The organism is Bacillus sp. FSL W8-0848, from assembly GCF_038007805.1.
In the GTDB taxonomy this organism is placed as follows: Bacteria; Bacillota; Bacilli; order Bacillales; family Bacillaceae; genus Bacillus; species Bacillus glycinifermentans.
Map to the genome: position 1 here is coordinate 3,475,880 of NZ_JBBOYB010000001.1, position 26,992 is coordinate 3,502,871.

Annotated in this window: 29 protein-coding genes and 2 pseudogenes; 9 read left to right on the plus strand and 22 right to left on the minus strand. The window is 47.8% G+C overall.

Translation table 11 applies throughout. From position 1 onward, the window contains the following. Window positions 1-27: 27 nt before the first annotated feature. Window positions 28-1,606 (minus strand): annotated as a pseudogene (gene ggt, locus NSQ39_RS18380) (gamma-glutamyltransferase). 231 nt (window positions 1,607-1,837) lie between these two features. On the opposite strand from ggt, the gene NSQ39_RS18385 reads away from it, so the two are divergent. The 3 genes from NSQ39_RS18385 to NSQ39_RS18395 are packed head-to-tail and all read left to right on the plus strand — an operon-like array spanning window position 1,838 to window position 3,447. Then, window positions 1,838-2,314 (plus strand): Lrp/AsnC family transcriptional regulator, encoded by a 477-nt coding sequence (locus tag NSQ39_RS18385; protein ID WP_046130136.1) that lies wholly within the window; start codon window positions 1,838-1,840, stop codon window positions 2,312-2,314. Window positions 2,315-2,329: 15 nt separating this feature from the next. Continuing rightward, window positions 2,330-2,914, plus strand: a complete 585-nt coding sequence (locus NSQ39_RS18390; RefSeq protein WP_175075816.1) for a chromate transporter — start codon at window positions 2,330-2,332, stop codon at window positions 2,912-2,914. After that, on the plus strand, window positions 2,911-3,447 hold the full coding sequence (locus NSQ39_RS18395; RefSeq protein ID WP_046130138.1) for a chromate transporter: 537 nt from the start codon (window positions 2,911-2,913) through the stop codon (window positions 3,445-3,447). The genes NSQ39_RS18390 and NSQ39_RS18395 overlap by 4 nt, the downstream gene beginning before the upstream one ends. On the opposite strand, the gene NSQ39_RS18400 is transcribed toward NSQ39_RS18395, so the two are convergent. From NSQ39_RS18400 to NSQ39_RS18415, 4 genes are all read right to left on the minus strand, one after another. Beyond that, the gene (locus NSQ39_RS18400) at window positions 3,397-4,776 is read right to left on the minus strand and encodes a UDP-glucose dehydrogenase family protein (protein WP_175075817.1); all 1,380 of its coding nucleotides are present in this window, start codon (window positions 4,774-4,776) and stop codon (window positions 3,397-3,399) included. The genes NSQ39_RS18395 and NSQ39_RS18400 overlap by 51 nt on opposite strands. A gap of 44 nt (window positions 4,777-4,820) precedes the next feature. After that, the gene (locus NSQ39_RS18405; protein WP_046130140.1) at window positions 4,821-5,573 is read right to left on the minus strand and encodes a tyrosine-protein phosphatase; all 753 of its coding nucleotides are present in this window, start codon (window positions 5,571-5,573) and stop codon (window positions 4,821-4,823) included. Between the two features lie 22 nt (window positions 5,574-5,595). Next, the gene (locus tag NSQ39_RS18410) at window positions 5,596-6,321 is read right to left on the minus strand and encodes a YveK family protein (RefSeq protein ID WP_046130141.1); all 726 of its coding nucleotides are present in this window, start codon (window positions 6,319-6,321) and stop codon (window positions 5,596-5,598) included. A 220-nt stretch (window positions 6,322-6,541) separates the two neighbouring features. Beyond that, entirely contained in the window at window positions 6,542-6,685 is a 144-nt protein-coding gene (locus NSQ39_RS18415) for a hypothetical protein (protein ID WP_175075818.1), read from the minus strand. Window positions 6,686-6,902: 217 nt separating this feature from the next. Here NSQ39_RS18415 and NSQ39_RS18420 point away from each other — a divergent pair, with 217 nt between their 5' ends. From NSQ39_RS18420 to ureC, 5 genes and pseudogenes are all read left to right on the plus strand, one after another. Then, window positions 6,903-8,501 (plus strand): SWIM zinc finger family protein, encoded by a 1,599-nt coding sequence (locus tag NSQ39_RS18420; protein WP_175075819.1) that lies wholly within the window; start codon window positions 6,903-6,905, stop codon window positions 8,499-8,501. Next, window positions 8,488-11,253 carry a DEAD/DEAH box helicase gene (locus NSQ39_RS18425; RefSeq protein WP_175075820.1) on the plus strand — a complete coding sequence of 922 codons (2,766 nt, stop codon included), beginning with the start codon at window positions 8,488-8,490 and terminating at the stop codon, window positions 11,251-11,253. The genes NSQ39_RS18420 and NSQ39_RS18425 overlap by 14 nt, the downstream gene beginning before the upstream one ends. A 413-nt stretch (window positions 11,254-11,666) precedes the next feature. Further along, window positions 11,667-11,984: an urease subunit gamma gene (ureA, locus tag NSQ39_RS18430; protein ID WP_046130144.1), complete on the plus strand. Its 318-nt coding sequence runs from the start codon at window positions 11,667-11,669 to the stop codon at window positions 11,982-11,984. Continuing rightward, window positions 11,981-12,355, plus strand: coding sequence for an urease subunit beta (ureB, locus tag NSQ39_RS18435; protein ID WP_175075821.1), 375 nt, complete (start codon window positions 11,981-11,983; stop codon window positions 12,353-12,355). The genes ureA and ureB overlap by 4 nt, the downstream gene beginning before the upstream one ends. Further along, window positions 12,352-14,060, plus strand: a pseudogene (ureC, locus tag NSQ39_RS18440) (urease subunit alpha). The gene ureB and the pseudogene ureC overlap by 4 nt, the downstream one beginning before the upstream one ends. 199 nt (window positions 14,061-14,259) lie before the next feature. Here the strand turns inward: ureC and NSQ39_RS18445 are convergent. The 11 genes from NSQ39_RS18445 to NSQ39_RS18495 all read right to left on the minus strand — a co-directional run bounded on the left by NSQ39_RS18445 (window position 14,260) and on the right by NSQ39_RS18495 (window position 21,931). Beyond that, the gene (locus tag NSQ39_RS18445; protein ID WP_046130146.1) at window positions 14,260-15,132 is read right to left on the minus strand and encodes a Cof-type HAD-IIB family hydrolase; all 873 of its coding nucleotides are present in this window, start codon (window positions 15,130-15,132) and stop codon (window positions 14,260-14,262) included. A 27-nt stretch (window positions 15,133-15,159) separates the two neighbouring features. After that, window positions 15,160-15,918: a DeoR/GlpR family DNA-binding transcription regulator gene (locus tag NSQ39_RS18450; RefSeq protein ID WP_046130147.1), complete on the minus strand. Its 759-nt coding sequence runs from the start codon at window positions 15,916-15,918 to the stop codon at window positions 15,160-15,162. A gap of 137 nt (window positions 15,919-16,055) precedes the next feature. Beyond that, window positions 16,056-16,721, minus strand: coding sequence for a transaldolase family protein (locus tag NSQ39_RS18455; protein ID WP_175075822.1), 666 nt, complete (start codon window positions 16,719-16,721; stop codon window positions 16,056-16,058). 24 nt (window positions 16,722-16,745) lie between these two features. Continuing rightward, complete coding sequence (gene srlD, locus NSQ39_RS18460; RefSeq protein ID WP_046130148.1) at window positions 16,746-17,531, minus strand: sorbitol-6-phosphate dehydrogenase; 786 nt, start codon at window positions 17,529-17,531, stop codon at window positions 16,746-16,748. A 17-nt stretch (window positions 17,532-17,548) separates the two neighbouring features. Beyond that, window positions 17,549-17,914: a PTS glucitol/sorbitol transporter subunit IIA gene (locus NSQ39_RS18465; protein ID WP_046130149.1), complete on the minus strand. Its 366-nt coding sequence runs from the start codon at window positions 17,912-17,914 to the stop codon at window positions 17,549-17,551. A 15-nt stretch (window positions 17,915-17,929) separates the two neighbouring features. Further along, window positions 17,930-18,937 (minus strand): PTS glucitol/sorbitol transporter subunit IIB, encoded by a 1,008-nt coding sequence (gene srlE / locus NSQ39_RS18470; RefSeq protein WP_046130150.1) that lies wholly within the window; start codon window positions 18,935-18,937, stop codon window positions 17,930-17,932. A gap of 16 nt (window positions 18,938-18,953) precedes the next feature. After that, window positions 18,954-19,502 (minus strand): PTS glucitol/sorbitol transporter subunit IIC, encoded by a 549-nt coding sequence (srlA, locus tag NSQ39_RS18475; protein ID WP_046130151.1) that lies wholly within the window; start codon window positions 19,500-19,502, stop codon window positions 18,954-18,956. Continuing rightward, window positions 19,499-19,936 (minus strand): transcriptional regulator GutM, encoded by a 438-nt coding sequence (locus tag NSQ39_RS18480; protein ID WP_046130152.1) that lies wholly within the window; start codon window positions 19,934-19,936, stop codon window positions 19,499-19,501. Before NSQ39_RS18480 ends, srlA begins: the two co-directional genes overlap by 4 nt. Then, the gene (locus NSQ39_RS18485; protein ID WP_175075823.1) at window positions 19,933-20,895 is read right to left on the minus strand and encodes a sugar-binding transcriptional regulator; all 963 of its coding nucleotides are present in this window, start codon (window positions 20,893-20,895) and stop codon (window positions 19,933-19,935) included. Before NSQ39_RS18485 ends, NSQ39_RS18480 begins: the two co-directional genes overlap by 4 nt. A 218-nt stretch (window positions 20,896-21,113) precedes the next feature. Continuing rightward, the gene (locus NSQ39_RS18490) at window positions 21,114-21,455 is read right to left on the minus strand and encodes a single-stranded DNA-binding protein (RefSeq protein WP_046130154.1); all 342 of its coding nucleotides are present in this window, start codon (window positions 21,453-21,455) and stop codon (window positions 21,114-21,116) included. A 101-nt stretch (window positions 21,456-21,556) separates the two neighbouring features. After that, window positions 21,557-21,931 (minus strand): hypothetical protein, encoded by a 375-nt coding sequence (locus NSQ39_RS18495; RefSeq protein ID WP_175075824.1) that lies wholly within the window; start codon window positions 21,929-21,931, stop codon window positions 21,557-21,559. A gap of 182 nt (window positions 21,932-22,113) precedes the next feature. On the opposite strand from NSQ39_RS18495, the gene NSQ39_RS18500 reads away from it, so the two are divergent. Continuing rightward, the gene (locus tag NSQ39_RS18500; protein ID WP_046130156.1) at window positions 22,114-22,527 is read left to right on the plus strand and encodes a YwpF-like family protein; all 414 of its coding nucleotides are present in this window, start codon (window positions 22,114-22,116) and stop codon (window positions 22,525-22,527) included. A 33-nt stretch (window positions 22,528-22,560) separates the two neighbouring features. Here NSQ39_RS18500 and mscL read toward each other — a convergent pair whose 3' ends face one another. From mscL to spoIIID, 6 genes are all read right to left on the minus strand, one after another. Beyond that, on the minus strand, window positions 22,561-22,947 hold the full coding sequence (gene mscL, locus NSQ39_RS18505) for a large conductance mechanosensitive channel protein MscL (protein WP_175075825.1): 387 nt from the start codon (window positions 22,945-22,947) through the stop codon (window positions 22,561-22,563). Window positions 22,948-23,016: 69 nt separating this feature from the next. After that, window positions 23,017-23,451 (minus strand): 3-hydroxyacyl-ACP dehydratase FabZ, encoded by a 435-nt coding sequence (gene fabZ / locus NSQ39_RS18510; protein WP_175075826.1) that lies wholly within the window; start codon window positions 23,449-23,451, stop codon window positions 23,017-23,019. Between the two features lie 171 nt (window positions 23,452-23,622). Further along, window positions 23,623-24,450: a flagellar hook-basal body protein gene (locus NSQ39_RS18515; RefSeq protein WP_175075827.1), complete on the minus strand. Its 828-nt coding sequence runs from the start codon at window positions 24,448-24,450 to the stop codon at window positions 23,623-23,625. 28 nt (window positions 24,451-24,478) lie between these two features. Beyond that, window positions 24,479-25,318 carry a flagellar hook-basal body protein gene (locus NSQ39_RS18520; RefSeq protein ID WP_175075828.1) on the minus strand — a complete coding sequence of 280 codons (840 nt, stop codon included), beginning with the start codon at window positions 25,316-25,318 and terminating at the stop codon, window positions 24,479-24,481. Between the two features lie 189 nt (window positions 25,319-25,507). Continuing rightward, window positions 25,508-26,509, minus strand: coding sequence for a cell shape-determining protein Mbl (mbl, locus tag NSQ39_RS18525; protein ID WP_006639357.1), 1,002 nt, complete (start codon window positions 26,507-26,509; stop codon window positions 25,508-25,510). A gap of 196 nt (window positions 26,510-26,705) precedes the next feature. Further along, entirely contained in the window at window positions 26,706-26,981 is a 276-nt protein-coding gene (gene spoIIID / locus NSQ39_RS18530; RefSeq protein ID WP_006639358.1) for a sporulation transcriptional regulator SpoIIID, read from the minus strand. Window positions 26,982-26,992 lie beyond the last annotated feature (11 nt).

Here is a 26,992-nt window from a genome sequence, read left to right on the forward strand (position 1 = left end):
TTGTGTCAAAAGATTTGTTTCGAACATTTACTTTCCTATCGCTGCCCCGTCGCAGCGCGGATCAGTTCCCCCCCCTCGGGAAGCCTTGATCATCGATTTGGATCGCTGCCGCATGTCCCATCACGCCGTCAAAATCATCGACAACGGTGACCAGATGCCCCCGCTCTTTCAGCTTTTGAATCACTTCTTCGTCCACCCTGTTTTCGATTCTCACGCCTGCGACATAATCTCCCCACGTTCTGCCCCACAACCATCTCGGCTCATTGATAGCCGTTTGCGGGTCCATTCCGTAATCGATCATTCTCGTCAAAAGAGCGGTTTGGGTTTGCGGCTGCCCTTCCCCTCCCTGTGTCCCGTAAAGGATTTTCGGTCTGCCGCCTTTGCACGCCATGGCCGGCATCAATGTATGGAACGTTCTTTTTCCGGGCTCCAGTCTGTTGACATGCCCGGGGTCAAGAGAGAAAAACGATCCTCTGTTTTGCAGAATGATTCCCGTTTCGCCCGCCGTCACGCCTGATCCGAATTCAAAATAGAGGCTTTGAATAAAAGACACAGCATTTCCTTCTTCGTCTGCAACCGCTGCATATGCCGTATCGCTGCCGACCAGCGGGCTTGCAAGCGGCTTCGCTTCATCGCCGATATTCTCCGCGATATCTCTCGCGTACTCCTTGTCAAGCAAACGTTCGAGCGGCACCGGCGAAAAATCGGGATCTGTCAGAACCTCGTTGCGGTCGGCAAAGCTTCGCTTTAATGCTTCGATCAAGAGATGATAGTATTCAAAGGTACCATGGGGGATTTTCGTAAAATCATAGTGTTCCAGGATGTTCAGCGTCATGAGCCCTGCAAACCCTTGGGAATTAGGCGGCATTTTATAGACGTCATACCCTCTGTATGAGGAAGAAAGCGGTGTGACCCATTCCCCTTTATGGCGCATGAAATCTTCCAGTGTGAGCAATCCTCCGTTGTTTTGCAAATAACCGGCTATCGATTGGGCGATTTCCCCTTTATAAAATGCGTTTTTTCCTTTTTCCGCAAGAAGGGCTAACGTCCCGGCCAGCTCTTTTTGCACAAAGCGTTCACCTTCGGCGGGAGGCCTTCCGCCCGGAAGAAAAATGTCTGATGTCACCGGGATTCCGGAAAGCCATTCGGCATGTTTTTCGGTGGTCCGGCATTGATCCGTCGAGGCGGGGAACCCCTCTTCAGCGTACGCGATCGCCGGCTCAAGCACCTCTTTCAGCGTTAAACGACCGTAAGTTTTCAAAACTTCGTCCCAGCTGTCAGCCATGCCCGGAACCGTAATTGCGCTCAAAACGCCTCTCTCCGGGATGACAGGCTCCCCTTTGTAGCATTCGCGGGTCACCCGCATGCCCGATCTTCCGCTGCCGTTGAAACCCGTTACCTCTCCGCTCTCCGAACGGTACATCAGCCAAAAAGAATCCCCGCCGAGTCCCGTCATATGGGGATAGACGACCGCGAGGCAAGCGCTGACGCAAACGGCTGCATCAAACGCGTTTCCCCCTTTTTCCAGCATCCGGTGTCCGGCAAGCGACGCGAGATAATGGGGACTGACGACCATCTGTTTCGTTCCGATTCTTAATTTCTCCATATTCCTTCCTTTCTGTTAAAACGTCTGTTTTTCTTTTGAAGTATATCGGCCGGAATCTCCAGGTTCTACCTCCGCGGAAGAAAACCTTCCAATCATTTTTCATAAAGTTGAATAAAATCGATAAAACCATTCATACCGAAATCCAATATATGATACAATTTACAAAACGTTTTTCAAAAAACAAAAAAGATTGCGATACGATGAAAGACGATATGAAAGGAAGGTACGTGTATGAGTCTTGATTACCATATGCCAAATTTAGTTCTTGATGAAACAGATAAAAAAATTCTATCGATTCTCCATGAGGAAGGAAGGATTTCTTATACTGATCTGGGGAAGCGTGTAGGTCTGTCGCGGGTTGCCGTTCAAACGAGGATCAACAATTTGATGGAAGAAGGCATCATCGAAAAGTTCACCGCCGTGATCAACCCAGTGAAGGTCGGAATTCCCGTATCGGTCTTTTTTAATGTAGAAGTCGAGCCCAAATATTTAGAGGCCGTTGCCGCTGCGCTCGAAAAGGAACCTGCCGTCACAAGCCTCTATCATATGACCGGGCCGAGCAAGCTCCATATGCACGGAATCTTTGCCAATGATCACGAAATGGAGGAATTCCTGACAAAGCGCCTCTACCCTTTGGAAGGCGTCGTCAGCGTGGACTGCCAGATGCTGATCAAGCGCTATAAGAGCCGCATGGGAATGAAGCTGTAAAAAGGAGGAAGTGACATGAAGCATCCTTACCGCGAACTGATCATCGCGATGATGAGGGCCGGGATATTGGGGTTCGGCGGCGGACCTTCCGTTATTCCGCTGATCCGCCATGAAGCCGTTACAAAATTCAAATGGATCGATGATGGTGAATTCGGAGAAATCCTGGCGCTTGCCAATGCGCTGCCAGGGCCGATCGCAACAAAGATGTCGGCGTACTTAGGGTATAAAATAAAAAGTATTCCCGGGGCCGTCGTGGCGACAGCGGCGCACATTTTGCCGACTTGCACAGCGATGGCCATGCTGTTTGCTGCAGTCAACGTGCTCAGCCATTCGAAGGTCGTAAACGGCATGATCGGCGCTGTTACCCCGGTCATCGCCGTGATGCTAGGGCAGATGGCATACGAATTTGGCCAAAAAGCGCTGAAAGGCTTCGGAATCGTCACCGGCGTCCTTTTTTTCATTATTGCATTTTTGGGTCTTCAGGTGTTTTCGATTCATTCGGGCATCGTCGTCACGGTGTTTCTGGCTTACGGCGCTTTCCATTTTAAATTGAAACGAAAGGCCGCAGAGCGAAAGGATAAAGGAGTGTCTGCTTCATGATCGCATTGTACTTGTTTTGGGCGTTTTTTATCGCAAACCTGCTCGGGTACGGCGGCGGTCCCGCTTCGATTCCCCTTAATTTTGAAGAGGTCGTCCGCCATTTTCATTGGCTTTCAAAAGATGAATTTTCCAACATGCTGGCGCTTGCGAACGCTTTGCCCGGCCCGATCGCCACGAAAATTGCCGCATATGTCGGCTACAGCGTATTGGGATGGCCCGGAATAATCGTCGCTCTGATAGCGACCGTGCTGCCTTCAGCAATCGCTCTTATTTTATTGCTTAAACTGATCCGCCGCTTCCGAAAGTCAGATGCGGTAAAAGGAATGACGCTGTCCGTCCAGCCCGTGCTCGCCGTTATGATGCTGTTGTTGACATGGGAAATCGGCGGTGATGCGATTTATTCCATCGGCTTGATCCAAGCGCTTGCAATCGCATTGGTCTCTTTGATCGCCTTGACAAAATTCCGCGTTCATCCGGCGTTCTTAATCGCAGCAGCGTTCGCATACGGCGGGATTGTCATTCCACTGCTGTAAAAGATGCGCCGCCTGCATATGAACGGGGACAACTTGCCGCCTGCCGACGGAATGGTATTCAACACCGGCTTCTATCGCTTCCCGCAATTCGTGGCAGTTTCGCCCGTCAAAAATGATCGGGGCATCCATCAGCTCTCTGTAGGATGCTAAAGGGAATGCTTTTATGTCTTCCCAGTCTGTCAAAATCATCACCGCATCAGAGCGTTTTACCGCTTCTTCAATCGTCTCCGCATATTGAACGCCTTCTGCTAAGACCCGTTTTGCATTTTCAGCCGCAATCGGGTCGAACGCTTTCATCTTCGCTCCCCTTTCGGCAAGCGCTTCGGCAATGACGATTGACGGAGCCTCCCTCATATCGTCAGTATTCGGTTTAAAGGAAAGGCCAAGCAGAGAAATCACTTTGTCTTTCAAGCCTCCGAGCCGCCTTTCCGCTTTCTCGACCAACAGGATCGGCTGCTCATTGTTCACCTTGATCACAGACTTGAGCAGTTCGAAATCGTGCTCCACATGGCCGGCAATTTGGACAAGGGCGTTCGTATCTTTCGGAAAACAAGAGCCGCCGTAGCCGATGCCGGCTTTTAGAAACCGGTGGCCGATTCTTTTGTCCTGTCCCATTCCGTATGCGACAGACTCAATATCTGCGCCGACCTTCTCGCAAATATTCGAAATTTCGTTTATAAAGCTGATTTTCGTGGCAAGAAAGGCGTTTGATGCATATTTAATCATCTCTGCACTTCTGATATCCGTTTTAAAAACAGGAATGCCAAAAGGAGCAAAGACTTGTTCGAGAATAGCGGCCGTTTGTTCATTCTCGGCGCCGATCACGATCCGGTCTCCGTGAAACGTATCATAAATCGCTGAGCCCTCCCGCAAAAATTCGGGATTGGATGCAGCCGATATTTGCACACGATTCCTTGCGTAGCGTTTAATGATGTTTGAAATCCATTCGCTCGTGCCCACGGGGACGGTGCTTTTCGTGACCACGAGGCAGTCCCGCTTTACATGGCGGCCGATCATTACAGCCGCACTCTCAATATATCGGAGGTCGGCCTGGCCGTTTTCCTTTTGCGGAGTGCCGACCGCAATAAATATAATATCAGCCCCTGAAATGCCTTTTTTAAAATCCGTTTCAAAGGCGAGTCTGCGGCGGGCGAGGTTCCTCCGGATCAAATCCTGGAGCCCAGGTTCATAAATCGGCGATAACCCTTTTCTCAACAGCCCGACCTTTTGTTCATCGATATCGATACATGTAACATAGTGGCCGATGTCCGACAGGCAGGCGCCTGTCACAAGACCGACATACCCGGTGCCAACGATGGAAATGTTCATGGTGCTCCTCCTCTGTCTGTATATATGCCGGTTGATGCAACGCTTTAGAGCAGACCCAAGAGCTTTTTCTTTTTGACCGGTAGCGGCGTAATCTTATGAATATCACGGTTTTTGATAAGAAGCCCGGCATTTTCTATAAACATACTCAAAAAATCAGGGCCATATTCGTTTTCCAATACGTCAAAAAAGAAGGAGCGAACCTTTACATTATGTGCATCCGATGCGATGAAGTGGACGAGATTGGCTTCGATGAAGCGGCGGGCCAGCTTTTTGACGTTTCTCCCGAAATGCCCGGTCAGACTTGAGCAAGTAATCTGGACGCATGCGCCTGTTTTGACGAGCCGATATAAACGGTCGGGGTTTTCCATTATTTCCATATTCCGCTCAGGGTGGGCGATGACCGGGATGAATCCGTTCAGCAGAAGATCAAACATCAGCTTTTCTGCATAGCGCGGCACATGGTGATAAGGAAGCTCGATCAGCACATATTTTGTTCCGGAGAGACTTAGCAGCCTGCCGCGTTCGAGGTCATCTTTTATTTCGCCGTATAAGCGGATTTCCTGGCCAGGCAGGATGGTCAGCGGAATGCTTTCCTGCCTGAGCCTTGTCTTCAATGCTGTCATGCGGGCGAGGACCGCCTCTTTTGGATTTTCGCATATGCCGATTCTGTGGTGCGGGGTGGCAATGACGGTGTCTATTCCCTGAGAAACGGCTTGTTTCGCCATTTCAAGACTGTCGTCCATACACCCTGCCCCGTCATCAAGGGCCGCAAGAATATGGCAGTGAATATCAATCATAACCAAACCTCCCGTAAAGCGGTCAAAGCGCCTGACCTTTTCCGACCGTACCGTTCATCCGGCTGACGGCCTGTCCTTTTTTCGGCTTCGTGAATAAAATGTTCCCCAATACGGGAAGTTCCAGCCTATTTTCAACGTCACCCTCGTTTTTCACCGTGTTGTTCAAAAGCTCAAGAATAAAGGCGAGCCCGGCTCCAAACAGCAATCCAAACATCGTGAAGACAGCGATATTGAATGTTTTGTTCGGGCTGACAGGCGCAGGTGAACCGTACGGTACGGCTTTTGTGACGATGGTGACCTCGGCTTTATCGTTCATGATGTCTTGAATGTCTCTTTGAAAAACGGAAGCGACTGTATTTGCGATGGCGGCCGCTTTGGAATAATCCTTGTCAGTCGCGGAAATACTGACAATCTGTGATTCGTTTTCGCTGACAACGGTCATTTTATTCTTGAGTTCGTCCGCCGTTTCGCGAAGGCCGAGATCATCTTTCACTTTATTCAAAATGACAGGGCTTTTCATGATGACGTTATACGTATTGATGAGTTCAAGATTGGTCTGAATGTCGGCAAAATTTGAGGTTTGGCGGCCATTGACGAGGATTTGGGCGGTTGCCTGGTAGATCGGTGTGAGCAGAAAATAATTGACTGCGGCGCTCGATGCAGCCGCCGCCATCGTGATCAGAATGATGATCGCGCACCTTTTTTTCAAAACGAAGAACACGTCTTTAAAGCCGAGCTTGTCCCGCATAAGAGCCCCCCTAAGCTTCTTTCATTTATTTAAATTTTCAGCAAATTTCACCTTTACCTTGATTATACATATTTATCGCGGTTCTGAAAGAAATGAATCCTGACAAATAGCGGGAGATTCCGGGGATGGAGGGTCTTTATATGATGTAACATAGCGGTTTTTGCAGGAATGGGGCTGTTTTTGCTGAACGAAAAAGCCGCCAAACAGAGTTTGCGGCTTTTTACGTTGTATAACCATTTTTGATATGAACAATCAGATCTTCAAGCAATTCTTTTGTCGTAATGTCATGCGACTTTTCGCCAATGTCATAAGCGTGCATGAGAATTTTCAAAAACTCTTCCTGATTCAATTCCTTATCATCCATACCTTTTTCCTTTCAGCTTCCATGAAATCATACTCATTTTTGCGTTATATTCAGATTATATGCTGTTAAGTATCGATTTGCCATAGTCTATTACATTATTCGACAGCTGTCCGTTTTTATGTCCTTTTCCAGAGAAAATCTTTTTTGCATCAGCGGATTAAGCTATAATAGAGAGATTGGAAACTTTTTAAAAGTCATTCGGTTAGGAGCGATAGACATGCTTCAGGAAATGATCTCAAAAACAGTTGTAATGGAAGCCGCTGAACAGTTTAAGCATGTGCTTCCGCACGATGAAGATAACATTCAGCTTCTAAAAAAAGCCCTTATTTTATACAGGCAGGATTCGGTCTATCGGGTCAAACCGCTCAGCGGGCATACGGCGGCAGCCTACGTACAGGACGTCGTGCCGGTGAAAGTGACAATCGATCTGTCCGACGTCAAAAAAAGCAGTTGTTCATGCCCGGCAAAAAAAATCTGCCGCCACATCCTTGCCGTTTACTTATATTTATATGCACAATATGAACGATTGGGAACTTTTACGGAATATTGGAAAGAACAGCGCCAATCCTTTGATCAGCGGCTTTTGTTAAACCAGCTTCGGCTCAGCCCTGAAAACGTGCGGCCAACGTTCGAAAACTGGAAACGTTTTTTCGAATCGGAATTCAGGCATTGGGAACAGCGGACGCCGAAAGGCCAGCAAACGATGCAATACCTTTACTACGGCTATTTTTCAGCGCTAAAAAAGCGGACGCCGTCTGAACCGGAGCTGAAAAAAATGTACCAGATCCATGCAGCCCTTGCGACATGGCTTGCGATGCATACGCTGATCGAAAACATGCGCATCGATCCGGAAAAAGATTTTTATTCGCTCAACCCTTATATCGAACAGCTGATGGACACGATTTACAGCTCGATTGATGAGCTGAAAACGTATGCGCTCTCTTTTTCGCTCGATCCGTTTTTAGAAAAAACGCCAGGCGCCGTTCGCGAACTCCTGCTCAAGAAAGACATTTTTCAATATGAAAGACTTCGGATATTCGGGGAGATTTGGAGCGCCCTTCTGTCCCGGCCGAAATGGCTGAAGCGGGAACTTGACGTTTTGCACGGACTGCCTGACACTCCCGAAATTCAGTTTGCCCGGCTTCACCTTGAATTCCTGCTGAAAAACGACGAGGCCATCTTTGAAAAAGCCGGAACTTTTTCTCCTGACATTCTGCCTTATACGTTTCAGTGGCTCAGCGTCATGACAGCCAAAAAGGATTGGAAGCGCCTGAAAAAATGGTATGAACGGATGGAAGGGATTGTCGAAGGCTTCTCAAAGCTTGATAGACCTTACCGGGAAATCCGCGACGCCTTGAGCGAATTCTTCCTGTTTCTCGACAACTACAGCAAAAACGCGAACGATGAGCAATTATATGAAAGGTACTGCAAAAAGTGCCTGCCGTACACATTTACAGAATACAGCCAATTTCTATACAGCAGGAAACGGTTTATCGAGTGGATGGAAATTCACAGCCTCGTCGGCTTTTCAATCGAGGAAATCGGTCAGAATGCGTTGAAGGACATCGCAGCAGAGGTTCCCGAGGCGCTTGTTCCTTCCTACCACAGGGAAATTTCCGGCTTGATTGAACAGCGGAACCGCAGCGCATATAAAGAAGCCGTCCGCTGCTTGAAAAAGCTGCGCACTCTTTATAATAAGATGAAAAAACAAGATGTCTGGAAGCGCTACATGGAACAGCTGACAGCCCGCCACAAAAGGCTGCGGGCATTCCAGGAGGAGCTAAAGAAAGGAAAGTTGATCGATGGCGAGTCTTAAAGAAATCGTGATACATGTCGAACAGTCCGAAGACTATACATTCATTTTATCCTGCTATGACAAGGACCATCAGCAGCTCACGCACAGCCAGATGGAAAGGCATTTATTTCAATGGCACGAATCATCCTTTTACGGCACTTTTCTGGAGGATGCAGGCCTGGAAAAACCGGCCGTGCTTCTATCTCCCTGGATGGCTGCTGAATTTCTCGGCAAAAACTCGTTTAATTCCTTTAGTGATATTTTGCTGACTGAGGAAACAGAGCCTTTGATGAAAACAGCTTCAACGATTTACGAATTTATCCTGGATCAGGATTTTGTCCCCGATTATGGAGCGTGGAAAAAGGGAATGCTGCGCTGGAAAGACAAAGAAGGCTTTTTGGAAGGTTATACGGCCGAATGGTTTTCCCGGGCAGTCGACGACTACATCGATTATAACGGAGAACTGAAGGCAAAATGGGAGAGGATCGTTGAACATTCCCCCGCCGTCACCTCATTTAAGGGACATTTTCTTGATGAAGAGGATTTTCTTGAAACGATCGGCTGGATTGAAAACCCCGTCCCGTTCACCGTCGGACTCAGATTAAACGAGCCCGATTTTGACGGTGATGATTGGAAAATCGAATTGTTTTTACGCGATAAAAAAAGCGGGGACATCCAGTTTTTCGACGGCTTGAAAGGGCTGAAAAAATCGTGGCGCGCATATGCCGATCGAATCGCCCGCGAACAGGACCGCTTCCGCCAAACCGTCCCATGGCTTTCGATCGACTCAGGCACAACGCTGCTTTCTGAAGAAGAAGCATGGATCTTCTTGTCGGAAGCGAGCGAAACACTCGTCAGCATGGGGATCGAAATCCTGCTGCCGTCCTGGTGGCAGATCGTCAAAGACAGCAATATGCTTTTGAAAGCGAAAGTTTCATCAGCCCCGAGGGGCGAATCTTTCGTCGGGATAAACGCTCTCATGGACTTTAACTGGCGGTTTGCGACAAACGGTATTGAGCTTTCGGAAGAGGAGTTTAACCAGCTTGTCGCGAATAAAAGGCGGCTCGTCAACATCCGCGGCCAATGGATCAAAATCGATCCGAACTTTATCAAACAAATGAAAAAGCTGATGGAACGCGCCGAAACCGAAGGACTTCACATGTCAGACATTCTTGCCCGCGAGCTGACGGACCGCGGCTCGGAACAGAAAGAAGACGACCTGTTTGATACGTCCGCTTTCAGCGAAGTGCAGTTTGAATTATCCTACCAGCTGAAAAACATGATCAGGAAGCTGAACAATCGTGATGAGCTCCCTTCATACCCCGTCAGCAAACATTTTAAAGGCACGCTCAGAGCGTATCAGAAAGACGGGCTGAACTGGCTGCTTTTCCTTCGCAAATGCGGCTTCGGCGCCTGCCTGGCAGACGATATGGGGCTCGGGAAAACGATTCAGATGATCGCGTACTTTTCTTATTTAAAAGAAAAAGGGCAAAAAACGCCGTCGCTGATCATCGCGCCGACTTCGGTGCTCGGGAACTGGCAGCGCGAGCTTCAGTCCTTTGCCCCCGAGTTATCGGCAGCGCTCCATTACGGACCAAAGCGCCCGAGGGGAGAAGCTTTTCAGGAGCGCTACAAAGACACCGATATCGTGCTGACGTCATACGGCCTCGCCCAATCCGATTTTGACGATCTCAGAGGCGTGACGTGGAACTGTATTTGCCTTGATGAAGCGCAAAATATTAAAAACGCGCATACGAAGCAATCACGCTCGATCAGAAAACTGAAAGGGATTCACCATATCGCGCTAAGCGGGACTCCGATGGAAAACCGCCTGACAGAGCTGTGGTCGATTTATGACTTTATGAACAAAGGCTTCCTCGGAAGCCTCGGAAGCTTTCATAAGCGCTTCGTCCTGCCGATCGAAAAAGACCGCGATGAAAAGCGGATTGAACAGCTTCAACAGCTCATTAAGCCGTTTTTATTAAGACGGACAAAGCAGGATCAGGAAGTCGCCCTCAACCTTCCCGATAAACAGGAGGAAAAGGAATTCGTTCCGCTTTCTGCAGAGCAGGCTTCCCTTTACGAGCAGCTTGTAAAAGACACGTTTGAGCACATGTCGACTCTCGCCGGAATGCAGCGGAAAGCGCTGATCCTCAGCATGCTCGGCAAATTAAAACAAATTTGCGACCATCCGGCCCTCTATCTAAAAGAAATGGAAACGGAACTCCTAGACGGCAGATCAGCCAAGCTGGAAAAACTGCTCGAGCTGACGAAAACGATCCGCGACCGGGATGAAAGCTGCCTGATTTTCACCCAGTATATCGGAATGGGCGAGATGATGAAGCGGCTGCTCGAAACGTCATTCGGCGAACCGGTCAAGTTTTTAAACGGAAGCTTATCAAAGCTTGAACGCGACAAGATGGTCGAGCAATTTCAAAATAAGGAATTCCCTTTTCTGATCTTGTCCTTGAAGGCGGGAGGAACAGGCCTGAATCTCACCGCAGCCAATCATGTCATCCATTATGACAGATGGTGGAATCCGGCCGTTGAAAACCAGGCGACAGACCGTGCATACCGGATCGGCCAAAAACGATTTGTGCATGTCCATAAGCTCATAACAACCGGAACGATCGAAGAAAAAATCGACCGCATGCTCGAATCAAAGCAATCGCTGAACGACCAGATCATTCAAAGCGAAAACTGGATTACCGAGCTTTCCGAAGAAGAACTCGAAGAACTGTTTACATTAAGCGCATCCGCAATGTCGGGGTGACTCCAAAAACAGCCGCCTAAGAGGGCGGCTGTTTTTTATTTTCAAAAGACTGGCAACTTCCCGCCCTACGGCGACAAAATCGCTGTCGGTAACCCGATGCCGGGTATCGCTGCTTTTGTCTGAAAAGGAACGAAACGCCGATACATCACACAGTGTTACCCCGGCACAGTAACGTTACTGTTGAAGCAGTGTAGTTCCTCCCTAAGTTTTGAAATTTGTCACAAACCATTAACTGAATTTTAGAAATATTCTTTAAAAAATATTTCCGTTAATTATATAATAATTACATGAACTTGTTAATTTATGACATGAACATTTATATGTTTACATATTTTTGATCTTTAAAGGGGGTGGTACCGGGAGATCCTGTCCATTTCTTTTTCATTTCAATTTGCACAAAAGGAGGAGAAAGGATGAAACTAACACCGGTCGAACAAGAAAAGCTGCTTATTTTTGCTGCCGGGGAGCTTGCAAAACAAAGAAAGAAACGGGGCGTGCTCCTGAATTATCCGGAAGCTGTAGCCATTTTGACCTGCTTTATAATGGAAGGTGCGCGCGAAGGGAAAAGCGTAGCCGAACTGATGGAAGCGGGCCGGCACGTCCTTGCGGCTGACGACCTGATGGAAGGCGTTCCCGAAATGCTTGAAAGCATTCAAGTCGAAGCGACATTTCCTGACGGCGTTAAGCTTGTCACGGTTCATCAGCCGATTTCTCAGGGGGTGAACCAATGAAGCCGGGAGCAATCCAAGTTGCGGATGGCATGATTTCGATTAACGAAGGGCGGGCAACTAAAGAGATTACCGTGAAAAATACAGGGACGCGCTCGATTCAAGTCGGATCGCATTTTCATTTTGCGGAAGCCAACCGCGCGTTGGCGTTTGACAGAGCAGCGGCTTTAGGGATGCGGCTTGATATTCCGTCAGGCACCTCTATCCGGTTTGAACCCGGGGAAGAAAAAACCGTTTCACTGGTTGAGCTGGGAGGCCGCAGGACAGTCCGCGGATTAAACGGCATGACAGAGACATTGCTTGATGAAAGAGGCAAAGAAAAAGCATTGAATCAGCTTAAGGAAGCCGGCTGGATAGAGGGGGTTAAGCGGTGAAAATCACGAGAAAACGATACGCTGAGCTGTTCGGACCGACGACAGGCGATAAAATCAGGCTCGGGGATACCGATCTTTGGATCGAAGTCGAAAGAGATTTCACTGTTTACGGGGAAGAAATGATTTTTGGCGGAGGAAAAACGATTCGCGACGGTATGGGACAAAATGGCCGAATCACCGCAAAAGACGGCGCGCTTGATCTTGTGATCACAAACGTTGTCGTGCTTGATTATTCGGGAATCGTGAAAGCCGATGTCGGCATCAAAGACGGCCGAATCGCAGGAATCGGAAAAAGCGGAAATCCGGACATCATGGATCAAGTAGATCCGCATATGATCATAGGAGCCGGAACAGAAGTCATCTCCGGTGAAGGAAAAATTTTGACAGCCGGCGGAGTCGACACCCACGTCCATTTCATTTGTCCTCAGCAATGGAAGTCGCGCTGTCGTCGGGAGTGACGACGCTAATCGGCGGCGGGACAGGCCCTGCAACAGGCAGCAAAGCAACGACTTGTACTTCGGGAGTCTGGTATATGCAGAGAATGCTGGAAGCCGCCGAAGAGTTCCCGGTTAATGTCGGTTTTACGGCGAAAGGCAATGCTTCGGACAAAGCGCCGCTGATCGAGCAGGTGGAAGCGGGCGCGATCGGGCTCAAGCTTCACGAAGACTGGGGTACGACGCCGAGAGCGATTCAAACGTGTATGGATGTTGCGGAAGAAGCGGACATTCAAGTGGCGATTCATACGGACACGATTAATGAAGCGGGATTTCTCGAAAACACGCTTGAAGCGATAGGCGACCGTGTCATTCATACTTATCATATTGAAGGCGCCGGCGGAGGACATGCCCCTGATATTATGAAACTCGCCTCTTATGCAAATATCCTGCCGTCTTCTACGACTCCGACGATTCCGTATACCGTCAATACAATGGATGAACATTTGGATATGATGATGGTTTGCCACCACCTCGATGCCAAGGTCCCCGAAGACGTCGCATTCAGCCATTCGAGAATCAGAGCGGCTACGATAGCGGCAGAGGACATTCTGCATGACATCGGCGCCATCAGCATGACATCCTCCGACTCGCAGGCGATGGGCCGAATCGGAGAAGTCATCATTCGTACATGGCAGACGGCAGACAAAATGAAAAAGCAGCGCGGCGCTTTAACTGGGGTAAACGGAAATGATAATGTGCGCGCAAAACGCTATATCGCAAAATACACCGTCAACCCAGCCATTACTCATGGGATCAGCCATGAAGTCGGTTCAATCGAGAAAGGCAAATTGGCCGACCTCGTCTTATGGGATCCGATGTTTTTCGGCGTAAAACCGGAGCTCGTTTTAAAAGGCGGAATGATTGCACGGGCGCAAATGGGCGATCCGAACGCCTCCATCCCGACTCCCGAACCCGTTCTAATGCGTCAGATGTATGCTTCGTACGGCAAAGCGAACCGCTCCACATCCATTACATTCATGTCTCAGGCTGCCATTGACTGCGGAGTGCATAAAGCATTGGGGCTTGAGAAAATGATCTCCCCGGCCCGCGGCATTCGACAGCTCAGCAAAATGGACATGAAATGGAACAGCGCGCTGCCGAAAATCGAAATCGATCCGGCGACATATCAGGTGTACGCGGACGGGAAAGAATTGTCCTGCCAGCCGGTCAGCCGCGTGCCGCTCGGCCAAAAATACTTTCTTTTTTAAATGAACGCTAAAAAAGATGAACGCGCGGAAGGTGTTCATCTTTTTTCGTGCTTTTGAAACAAATAAAGGCTGCCGGTATAGCCGGCAGCCTGCGGATTAAACATTCAATCCGCTTGTTAATCGCAGCCCTTATCGTTACGCTGCCGGGTGTGCGCCGGCATCACGCCGATATGAAAAGGGTGTGCGAGTTAACACATTTTTAAACCTTTTTTTGATCAATAAAATGCCGCAGAATATGGGCAACGCCGTTTTCATCATTTGCAGGCGCCACCTCATCAGCCATCTCCTTAATATCCTCGCGGGCATTGCCCATTGCGAAGCTTTTTCCCACGATTTTCAGCATGGAATAATCGTTCTGGCTGTCACCGGCGGCAGCGGTTTCCGAAAGCGGAATACCGAGATTTTGCGACAGTTTTTCTAAAGCAAGCCCCTTCGAAGCGTCAATATGCTCAAGCTCAAAGTTGTGTTCGGCTGAGGTGACAAGCGTTAGGCCTTTTTCCTTTTCAAAGCGTTTCCAGCCCTTTTGAAGCTTTTCTTTATGAAAAGAAAAAGCTAATATGTTGTATACGTTTATATCTTCATCCGCTTCAAACAGCTCGCGGTAAGAGCGGATATACGCATACCCGTTTTGGCTGAGCTGTTGGCTGGCGGCGAGCTCAAGCTTTGACAGGTCGGCAGCCGGATTGGCACTTCTCAGGCGGTCCAGTTCGATATCAAGGAGCTCTCTCCCGTTTTGCGGGGTAAAGATCGCGTCATCGCTGAACACCTCATAATAGTAATTCTCTTCTTCAAGCCACCGAAGAATACCTTTCGCTTTTTCCCGATCGATCGAAACGGAGTGGTACAGGCGTCCCTCCGGATCGTGAATCACCGCTCCGTTGGCGCTGATAATCCACGTTTTGATACCGGTGGACCGAAAAATCTCCCGAACGTCAAATGAGGCTCTCCCTGTGGCAATCACTACTTCAATTCCGTTTGCCTGTGCTTCCTTTATCGCATCTATACTTGCTTTTGTGACCTTGCTTTCACTGTTTAACAGCGTCCCGTCCAAATCCAGGGCAATCATTCTCATCAGCTGTATTCCCCCTTAAGTCCCTTCTTATTCTGCCAAAAGCAGTTCTACTCCGTGTTGATCGAGCAGCCTTTGGAATTCCTTATCCGGCAGCCGGTCTGTTATCAGAAGATCAATGTCGCTCAATTCAGCATACTGAAAAAAGTCCGTCCTTCCGATTTTGGAGTGATCCGCAAGCGCGATAACCTGTTCCGCCTGGGATATGATTTTCCGTTTGACCATTCCATCCTCTTCATGGGCAATCGAAAGCCCGTGTTCAGAAACCCCCACAACTCCGATTAATGCTTTATCAACATGATAGCTGGACAGCTTTTCGATCACCGAAGCACCGTATAAAAAACGGTGCTCTTTTTGCAGCTTTCCGCCGAGCAGATGAATGTCAACTCCCTTTCGTGATGAAAGCACCTCCGCCTGGTTTATCGAGTTGGTAATGATCGTGCAGTTCAGATCCGGCAGGTGCTCGGCGCACGCCTGAACTGTTGTGGAAGCGTCAAAAATCACGCGGTCGCCTTCCCTGATTAACGAAGCAGCCGCCTTTCCGATCATGTTCTTTTCTTCAGACACGATATTCAGTCTTCCTGAATAATCTTTAATCTCATCATGGTTCGTCGGCAAAATGGCGCCTCCCCTTGTCCGGATGATCACGCCCCGCTCCTTCAGCTTGACAAGATCACGCCTGGCGGTGTCTCTTGATACATGGAGCAAAGAACAAATCTGGTCGACTGAAATCCGTTTATGCTCCTTCAAATAGTCGATGATGGAAATTAACCTTTCCTCCTGGTACACGTCATCATTCCTTTTTTTAAGTAAAATTCCTTTATATTAAGTAATTATAAGCTAATAAACGTTAATAAATCAATAATAATTAAGCGAAGTTAAGTAAAAAAAGAGCCTGTATGCCATCGGCATGCAGGCTCTTTCGGTTAAAGAGAAAATGTTCCGTATTGAGATTGCCATGTTTCGCGAAACGCCTCAATATCCCGGCCGCAAGCAGGATGGTCGGCCAAGCGCCCGTACAGCGCCGGACCGATCGTCGCTTCATGGCTTCCCGCCTCCATTACGTCCAGAATTTGGCTGTTATGTTTAAAGCTTGCCGCAAGCACCTTGCAGCCGAAACTGTAAGCACTGAACAAATCAACAATCGTTTTGACTGTTCCTGGTCCATCGCCGAACTCGTTGTCGATGCGGCTCACATATGGCGCAACATAATCCGCTCCCGCCTTAGCTGCAAGCACGGCTTGGAGAGCCGTATAAACCGCTGTTCCGGTGACGCGGATATTTTCTCTCGATAGCTGTTCAATCGCCTTTAATCCTTCCTTTGTGACCGGAATCTTGATCCATGCGTTTCCGTCCAGCCAATGGTACAAATCCCTTGCCTGGCTCACCATGCCCGAGCTGTCTTTGGCAATTATTTGGGCATGAAGCGGCAATTGATCGGGAAGAAGGCGACGTATTTCCTGGATCTGCTGTTTAAAAGGACGCTTTTCCCCGGCAATGAGCGCGGGATTAGTAGTAACGCCGTCAACGGGAAACGAGTCTAACAATCTTTCTATCTCGGATAAATTTGCAGAATCGACGAGCATTTTCATTTCGTTTTAGAATCCCCTCCGTTTTTAATGCATGACTTGTCCTCCGGTCACATTGATCGATTGGCCCGTCATATAGGACGCCTGATCAGATGCGTAAAATAAAACCGCGTTGGCGATATCGTCGTACGTACAGCCGCGCTTCAGCGGAACCTTCTCAGTATAGACGCGCTCCACTTCATTTTCGGGAATGCCGAGCTTTTTCGCGTACTGCGGAATTAAGCTTTGAAACATCGGCGATTTCAATAGGTTCCCCGGCATAATGCTATTCACGCGTATATTGTGCTCGGCAAGATCGAGCGCAAGGCTTTGGGTTAAGCCGACGCCGCCGAACTTTGAGGCTGAATATGCCGTGTTATGCTTGCTGCCGACTTTACCGGATTTCGAATTGATTTGGATAATGGATCCTTTGCCCTGCCCGATCATAACTTTTGCCGTTTCCTTTGCGCACAGAAAGTATCCGGTCAGGTTGACATCGATGGTCTTCTCCCAATCTTCCAATTGAAAGTCCGTAATTTTATTGCTTTTGGCGATACCTGCGCTGTATACCATCACATCGATTTTGCCAAATTGTGCACAGACGTTTTCAATCATTCGTTTGACATCGTCTTCCTTCGTAAAATCGGCTTGAATCGCCAACGACTGTTTACCGTACTTTTCAGCGGCCTGATCAGCGGTTTTTTTAGCCTTTTCACCGTTGATATCTGCAACTGCAACCGTATATCCAGCTTCGGCCATGCGGTGGGACAGCGCTTCCCCAAGGCTTTGTCCTCCGCCGCAAATCAACGCCGTTTTCCCTTCATTTATGTTCATATCGTACTCGCTCCTTATCAAGATCTCTTAATTTGAATCCGGTCTCCGGCCAAAACTTCGGGCAGTTCTTTCTGTTCAAGATACAGCGTTCCAGGCAGCTCGGCGGAACGCGATCCGTCAAATTTGAGCGTAATATGTCCCAGATTGGCCAGATTCTGCACCACGGCTTCCCCGACTGCGGTGACTTTGTAAGACTCGCCGCCAAGCAGAAGCTGATCGCCTTCCCTGAATTCGCCTTCAACAGGCTGTATATCAATCGACAAACAATAGTCTCTTAATTCGTCAGGCGCACCGTCGCCGAATAAAATCAGCATGCTTTCATCTTGGAAAGCGGATGCAAGCGCTCCTTTTTTTGTGATTTTCGTTTCATAAAGCATGGACATGCTTTTTCCCCCTCCTTAGCTGTCGTACAGTCCAAAGCTTGCCAGCCAGGCAATGAAAACAGTCGGCGCTCCCGTTAAAAACCGGGAATACAGTACCGACGGCACACCGACTTCGACGGTTTCGACCTCTGCTTCAGCAAGGCCTAGACCGACGGGAACAAAGTCGGCGGCCGCCTGCGAATTGATGGCGAACAACGCCGGCAGGGCCAAATTCGGCGGAATGTTTCCTTTTCCGATCTCAACGCCGATCAGCGACCCGACAACCTGGGCGATCACGGCGCCCGGTCCGAGAAACGGGGACAGGAGCGGAAAAGAACAAACAAGCGAGATTAATAGCAGTCCGGGCAGAGAGCCTGCAAAAGGAGACAAAAATTTGGCGAAAAGATCTCCGATTCCCGACTCTTTAATGATGCCGATTAACAATGCGACAAATGCCATGAACGGAAGAATCGTTTTGATAACGGTTTCAACCGCTTCCCGGCCGGCCTGATAAAACACGCTGACCACCGATCCCATCGCCATGCCGATTTTCGCCATGACGCCTTTTGGCGCCTGCTGTTCACTAATTTTTTTCTCTGTGCTATAATGGTTTTGTTTATCATTAATCTGATGATCTGTTAGAATATTGGACTGTTCAGGCTCCTCTTCAGCCTCGTACAGTTTGATATTCTCTTTTTTTACGCCTGAAACATAAATATCTTCCGTGATATGGGCAGCGAGCGGTCCGCTTTTTCCGGTGGCCATCACATTGATGGTCGGAATCCGTTTTTGCGGGTATAGTCCGCATCTCAGCGTCCCGCCGCAATCGATGATCACGGCCGCCATTTCCTTTTCCGGCACCGTCGTTTTAAAACCGTCGACAAGCGTACATCCGGTCAGCTCTGCCAAGTCATCGGCAAACTCCGGCTTGTTTCCCCCCGTTACATAAACGATTTTATTTTTCTGTTCATCTGGGGTGATCAAAAGCGGCCCGCCAAATCCTCCCGGCCCTTTTGAAACTACTACCGAACGATAGGAACTCATCTGTAAACCGCCTTTCTTATTTAAGGTCAACCGCATCCTTCAATTTAACGCCCTGCTGTTTCGCCACATAAGCCGTCGTGAAATCCGTCACCCAGCCCCTGAGAAAATTCGTCAAAATACCGACTAAAAAGTAGCGGAGGGCCAGCTCTGTCGTTTCATACCCCAATGTCGTGATGCCTGCGGCGATCCCAAGAAAAACAAACAGCTCTCCGGGATTCACATGGGGGAACAGCCCGTTATGGGTGTGGCAGGAATAAGAAGCTGCGGCATAATAGCTCGGTTTATACTTTTCGGGAAGAAACTTTCCGAGTGACAGCGTCATCGGGTTAGCCAGCATAAACGTTCCGATGACAGGCAAAACAACATATCGCGTCAGCGGGTTTTTTCCCGATTTTTTCGCAAGCGCTTCCACTCTTTTTTCACCGATCAGGCGGATCATTGCATTCATGGCGACAAGCAGCATGATCAATAAAGGGACAATGTCTGTAAGCATGCCGACAAATACTTCTCCGCCATGTCTGAACAAATCCATAAATTTTTCTGCAAGCCATGTTACACTTTTCATATTTCACCTCTTCTTTTCGTAGTCAAAAGCCTTTGAAGCAGCGATTTCTTCGGCGGAACATCACCTCCTTTAGTGACGATGCTGAACGTTTTTAACGCGTCTTGGATCGCCAGCCTGGTCAGACGGTCATGCGGGGCAAGGTCAGCCTGACCGATTTTAGGCAGAAATTTTCCTTCAAAGCCTTTTAAAGGCCTGATTCTTGAAAAAACTGTCACCCCTTGCATTTTGGATGCCTGAATGATTTTGTTTCGTTTATCAATGACAAATAAAACGACCGTTCCGGCTCTGAACAGCCCGGTCCGTCTCCCGACAGCCACCCGTCCGAGCCGCCTGTATTCCGCGAACTTTTGATTGAAGTGCCTGATTTGCCAAAAGCCCAATACGCTTTGTAGAAGCCAGGCTATCCCGAGTGCGATGATAAAATAAATGATCATATTTCCTTTTTCACCTCCGCGGCAATTTCGCTGGCTGTTTCGGCAGTCGTCACTAAAATATTTATGTATTGCCCTTTGGCGGCTGCGATAATCGACGGGACCTTTTCCCGCGATTCGGCAAGGCCGATGGAATATTTAAGATCCTTCAGGCGGTTGATGTCAATCGCGATCGTTCTGTCATTAATCTCTGTATCTACTAATGTTCCGGAACGGTCAAAAAATCGGGAACAGATATCTCCGACGGCATGTTTTTCTTTCAACCGCTCCATATCGCGGTCACCGTAAAAGCCGGTCCAGATCATGTTCGACGAACTAAACGGCGCTCCGATTCCGACGGCTGCCACCGTCAAGTCTTTCCAGAGACGTTCGATTTTTTGAAAGTAGTGGGACTTCACGATCTCGTCCTTTGTTTCTTTTTTCTCAACAACCGCTGCCGCATCGATAAAATGGGGGGTTCCGCCAAAATCGCTGGCAATGCTGTATACGATGCTGTTGACGTGATATTTTGTATCCATCGTTCCGGGACCGCCGACAAGCGGTACGAAAGAAGCGCTGCGCTGTCTGACGCCGTGAAACTCTCCGATCATGCCCGCCATCGTCGTGCCCCAGGCAAAACCGACCGTATCCCCGTCTTTAATGACGCGTTTTAAAATATCGGCACCCGCTCTCCCGACGCTTTTCTTCTTCTCCTCCGCCGTCTGCTGCGGTTTTGTCTCGCATATATACACCTCTTTAAGCCCGAGAAGCTGTTCAAGCTCTCGTTCCAAATCGTAGTAGACCCCGACATGATCATCGATCGTAATTTTCACGATGCCTTCTTCCCGCGCCTTCTTCAGCATCCGTCCGACGGTTGTTCTGTATATTCCCGTTGCCTTTGCAATCTGGCTTTGTGTCAAATCCTCTTCATAGTACATTTTGCAAATTTTGACTAAGAGGCGATTATCATCTCTTATTTCCATATGATCACCCTTTACACTTTGCACATTTGTGCAAATACTGGTCATTTGTTGTGTATTCGCTTACATTATACATACGGCAAATTCCCGAGTCAATTTAAATTTGTCTTTTTTTTGACGGCGTAAAAAAACCGGTCTCAAAGACCGGCTATTTGAGGAGAAAATGGGGAATTGATTGATTTTATATAGGAAAGAGGCTTGAGACGGGAATCGTTCATTCTTCAGACATCTGCGGGCTCGCGGGGTTTCCCGCCCAAAAAATGAACGGAGCGGGCGACGACTTCTGTTATAAAGACGCGGTTCCCTTCTGAATTTACATAGCTGCGCGTTTGAAGTCTGCCGTTCAATCCGACGATTGAACCTTTTCTGCAGTAATCGGCTGTGTTTTCAGCCGTTTTTCTCCACAGCGTGCAATTGATGAAATCCGTTTCAATGTCGCCCGCGGCATTTTTGAAATGCCTGCTGACGGCCAGTGTGATATTGGCAACAGGGACACCGTCAGATGTATACCGAAGCTCCGGGTCCTTCGTTAAACGCCCGACCAGCATGATGTGGTTAAACATTCCGTTCCTCCCTTCATCAGCGATATCACCAGTTTATAAGAGAAGCCCGGGGAAGAAAAATGCGGATAAAGAGAAAATATTCTGAAAAAAGTAATTTACCATTATAATTTATGGCTTTTCCTCCTAATCATCAAAAACATCATGTCTTTTTGATTAGAGAAATATGTATTTTTTAAAAACTGAAAAAAAACAGGAGATGCCAGCCACCGCTCTGAATATAAGCGGACGTATGAGCCTCCGTCCCAGGCGAACAGCCTGAATGACAGTTCTTTTTCTTTGAATGTTAATTGGAATTCGTAAATCTCCATTTTATCCTTTGTTTCATAGCGAAATACAATACTTTCGTCATAGTCCACATCGATATCGCATTTTCCGGCGCTGTCGGATGAAAAACGGATCATCAGCTTATACCGTCTGCGGTCAGCCTCCGGATTGCCGCTGATTACAAGTACTTCCTTTAAGTAAAATCGGTTCATATGTCACCCCCTGTTCGATGTACTCTAAAGTATAATGAAAAACAAAGTACGATAAAATACTTTTTTCAAAATTTAAAAATGTTAGTATTATACTAGTAAACAAAACAAACAGCGTTTACAGGCTTTTAACCTGATTATGCTATAATGGTGTTACAACTATTGAAGCTTGTGAGGTGATAGCAGTGAAAACCTTTAGGCTTATTGATTTGAAAATCGTGCGCCAGGATGATTCGGCAAAACGGCTTGAGGAGTTCCCCCTGATCGACGGCCTGATCATTAACAAGGAAGACGGAGAAAACCATTGGATGGTGGAAGGGCTTGTCTCCAAAGAGTATCGATATTTTTTTGAATACCTTTTGCAAGAAGGCAAAGAAGTGAAGGCGTTCGTAACAATTACAAAGAAAAGCAACCGGCCCGCCCAGCTTTTGGCAAAAGTAAAAAACATTACGGTCCTCGGAGAGCATGTCTCCGTTTTAATGAACGGAAAAATGGTGAGTTCCAAGCTGAGGAAGGATTCCGACAAGATTTTAGAAGGGTTGATCAAAGAAGGGTATACCGGGGATCAGCTTCTTGCAGCGTTCAAGCAAAATATATAGAAAAGGCTGTCCTGTAAAAGCGACAGCCTTTTTTTATGAATGGTTCACGCGCTTTTTTAACAGGTCGCGAATCTCTTTGAGAAGTTCTTCCTGAGGATCAGGCCCGGCTTCTTTTTCCTCCTGAATTTCTTTCTTCTTCTTCAGTTTAGACAAATACCGGACAAAAATAAAAATTGAGAATGAAATGATAAAGAAGTTGACGATTGTCTGAATGAACATCCCGTACTTGATTTGGGCATCGCCGAATGTAAAGGAGAGCGCTGAAAAGTCCAGACCCCCGAGCACAAGGCCGAAGAGGGGCAATATAATGTCATTGACGAGCGAGGTCACGATTTTTCCAAAAGCGCCTCCGATAATCACCCCGATGGCAAGATCGATCACATTTCCCTGGACCGCAAAGCTTTTGAAATCTTTCCACATACAAGGATCACCCTCTCTGCTTCATAATAAAAAAACAAATGGGTTCATCCAAAAACCCATCTGTTCGGATTATTCCTGTTTTTCTCCGAGCGAAAACATCAGCTCTGCTTCACAAACGATTTCCCCGTCTACTGTTGCGACTCCTTTTCCTTTGCCGATCGAGCCGCGGAAACGGATGACTTCAAGCTCCAGATGAAGCTGGTCGCCCGGTTTGACTTGTTTTTTGAAGCGGCAGCTGTCAATTCCTGCGAAAAACGCAAGTCTTCCGCGGTTCTCTTCCTTCATCAAAAGGGCAACAGCCCCCATTTGCGCCAGCGCTTCTACAATTAAAACACCCGGCATAACTGGGTAATTTGGAAAATGCCCGTTGAAAAATTCTTCATTTGCTGTGACGTTTTTATAACCCGCAGCCCGCTTCCCTTCTTCTACTTCTGTCACCCGGTCGATGAGCAAAAAGGGGTAGCGGTGGGGAATAATGCCCTTAATTTGCTGAGCATCAAGCATTGCCTTGACATCTCCTTTTTTAGAAAAATATGTATAGAACGACGAACCCTGGGATCATTCTGTACATCTGGAAGTATATTATGAAACGGCTTCTTTTTCAACTTAGGCTATAATCCCCCTTGTAAAGACAATAAAAAAGAAGCCGGTTCTTCCGGCTCCTTTTTTATTGTGTCAGCGTACTGAATTGATCAGCCCCATCATTTGATCCCCCATTGTAACCGCGCGCGAATTCATCTCGTACGACCGCTGGGACGCGATAAGATCCGTCATTTCCTTTGACACGTCAACGTTCGACGCTTCAAGGGAACCCTGCTTTATGGATATTTCCTGACGTCCGGCTCCGGTTAAATTGATGAGGGCCGTTGCTCTTAAATTATCGTCAACTGAAAAAAGGTTCCCGCCTTCCGCTGCCAGAGCTTGGGGCTTTACCGCACGGACGATACCCAAATTAAACCGCAAAGGCGCTTCACCTTCATTCCCAGACGATGCGGTCATCGTTCCGTTTTTATCGACTTGAACATTTTGATAGCGCCTGTCAAAGCGGATGGCATTTCCGTTCTCATCAAGTACGGAATGCCCGTCTGCCGTCACAAGCTGCACTTGATTGGGATTTCCGGAGACAGTGCTCAAGGTAAACGCCCCGTCTCTCGTATATTGAACTTCGCCGTCGACATCCACCTGGAAATATTGATAAGGGGAGGTTAAGGCGAAATCCAGGTTCCGTCCCGTCTCCTTCAGGCTTCCCTGGCTGTTTGTCAGCTTGTCTACCGAGAGCGCACCGACGCCGAGCCGGAGTCCGGGCGGCGTCTTCCTGCTTTGGGCCACTTCATTGTTCTTCTCGTCTACTTGTTCAATCTGTTGTCTGACAAGCTCTGAAAAGCTTGTATTGACCGCCTTGTATCCCGTCGTATCCAGATTGGCAAGGTTATGACTGATATTATTCATCTGTTTTTGCAGCTCATTCATTGTGTTTGAAGCTGTTATCATCGATCTTAGCATTTATTCCAACATCCTCCGTTTGCGTATGTTATACGATCTTGCCGATGTCGTTGGCCGCTCTGTCCATGCTTTTATCATATGCCTGAAGAACTTTTTGGTTTGCTTCGAACGAGCGGTAGGCAGCGGTCATTTCCGTATAGTCTCTTGTCACATCAACATTTGAGCGTTCTGTCATCCCCTGCTTGATCGAATAGCTGACGGCCGGGTTTGCAGCTGCACTTGGCAGCTCCTGTCCGTTTTCAGTCCGGTACAAGTCGTTGCCTTCCTTGGCCAAATTTCTTGTGTCAAGCGAGATCCTGACGTCGATCGTTCCGAGGTTCCGCCCGTTTTCGGACACGGTTCCATCCTCTGCCACTTTAAAATTCTCGCTATCCACGGCAATCGGCCGGCCGTCTGTTGAAAGGACGACATTTCCGTTGATCGTCAGTTCGTTGTTTTCATTTAACGAAAAATTGCTGCTTCTCGAATAGCGGATATCGCCGCTTCCCAGTCTGACAGCATAGAAAAGGGCCGCTTTATCCTTGGTTTGCCGGTTTACGGGAACCTCTTTTTCACTGATCGCAATATTAGTCGGCTCATTTGTGCTTTGCAGATCGCCTTGTGAAAAAAGCGGTGTGAGCTCCTGCATGTAAACTCCCGTATTTACAGAACCGATCGGCGTCTGCTTTGTAAAGGAGTGGGATCCGCTGTCCGTCTGAAAGGAATCGGACTCCATCCGGCTCAGAAGCATTTCCGGAAACGCGCGAATGGAACCTTGATCTTCCTTATAACCCGGTGTATTTGCATTTGCAATATTATTCGTCAGCATTTCCGTGCGACGCTGCTGGGTAATCATCGCCGACGCTGCGGTGTAAAGTCCTTTTAACATGATTTCACCTCAGGATTTGTTCTTTAGACGGACATCCCGGCCGTCCACAAATTTTCATTTACAAAACGAGAACATTTGTTCTATAATAATATTAAAGATTCTATCCTTTTTATCGTCCGTATTACGCTTATATTTAAGCTTTTCATAAAAAAACCTCATTCTTAAAAAGAATGAGGTCTACGTCTACGCTCAGCTTAATTTGCGTTTCGGAAGCTTGTCCATGTTATCCAGCATGACGCCTGTTCCGACAGCAACGCAATCCATCGGATTTTCAGCAACGAGCACCGGCACTTTCAGCTCCTCTGCAAGAAGCTGGTCAAGGCCGTTCAGCAATGCGCCGCCTCCGGTGATGATAACGCCTCGGTCAATGATGTCGGCCGAAAGTTCAGGAGGCGTTCTTTCAAGCACCTGTTTGGCAGCTTGTACGATAACGGATACCGATTCGCGAAGCGCTTCTTCCACCTCTTTGCTCGTTACCGTAATGGTTCTAGGCAGCCCTGTGACCATGTCACGGCCGCGGATGGAGATTTCCTCATGACGTGCGTCTGGGAAAACAGTTGCGACTTTGATCTTAATGTCTTCAGCTGTCCGTTCGCCGATTAACAGCTTGTATTCGCGTTTAATGTAATTTAAAATTTCAAGATCAAACTTGTCCCCAGCCATTTTAATAGAAGAGGCGGTGACAATATCGCCCATTGAGATGACCGCGATATCTGTCGTTCCACCGCCGATATCCACTACCATGTTTCCGCTAGGCTGAAAAATGTCCATACCTGCGCCGATTGCGGCTACCTTAGGCTCTTCCTCAAGATACACATGCTTTCCGCCGCTTTTTTCAGCAGCTTCCTTAATGGCTTTCTGCTCTACGGATGTAATATTTGTAGGGCAGCAAATGAGCATGCGCGGCTTTGAGAAAAGGCCTTTCACATTCAATTTGTTGATGAAATGCTTCAGCATGGCTTCTGTTACTTCAAAGTCTGCAATTACGCCGTCTTTCAATGGACGTATCGCAACAATATTCCCAGGTGTACGTCCAACCATTCTCCTTGCTTCTTCGCCGACAGCAAGCACTTTCCCGGTGTTTTTGTCAAGAGCGACAACTGAAGGCTCATTTAAGACAATCCCTTTTCCTTTTACATGGATCAGCACGTTCGCTGTACCAAGGTCAATACCAATATCCCTTGCAAACATCTATCTATATCCTCCTCGAAATCTGTTTCACAGCAATGTCCACATTCTGCCCTAATTATATATTTTATCATAAAAATTAGAAAAAAAAGCATCCTTGTGAAAGTTCTTCACAATTTTTTGTGGCTTTTTATCGACAAACAGACGGAGGATACCGGGAAATGATGAAAAACGCCCTTTATTACTGGTCCATTATGCCCTATTGCACGGGTTCCCTTTCAAGGATTTCCTCTTTCTTGTATTTCAGTTTTGTTGCTTCCCCGCCCCGCAAATGTCTGATTGATTTATGATAATCAAGAATTTCTTTTACTTCATTGGCTAAATCAGGATTAATTTCAGGCAGCCTTTCTGTCAAATCCTTGTGTACGGTACTTTTGGAAACACCAAACTCCTTCGCGATCACACGAACCGTTTTTTTCGTCTCCACGATGTACTTCCCTATCTTGATTGTTCGCTCTTTGATGTAATCGTGCACACCACTCGACC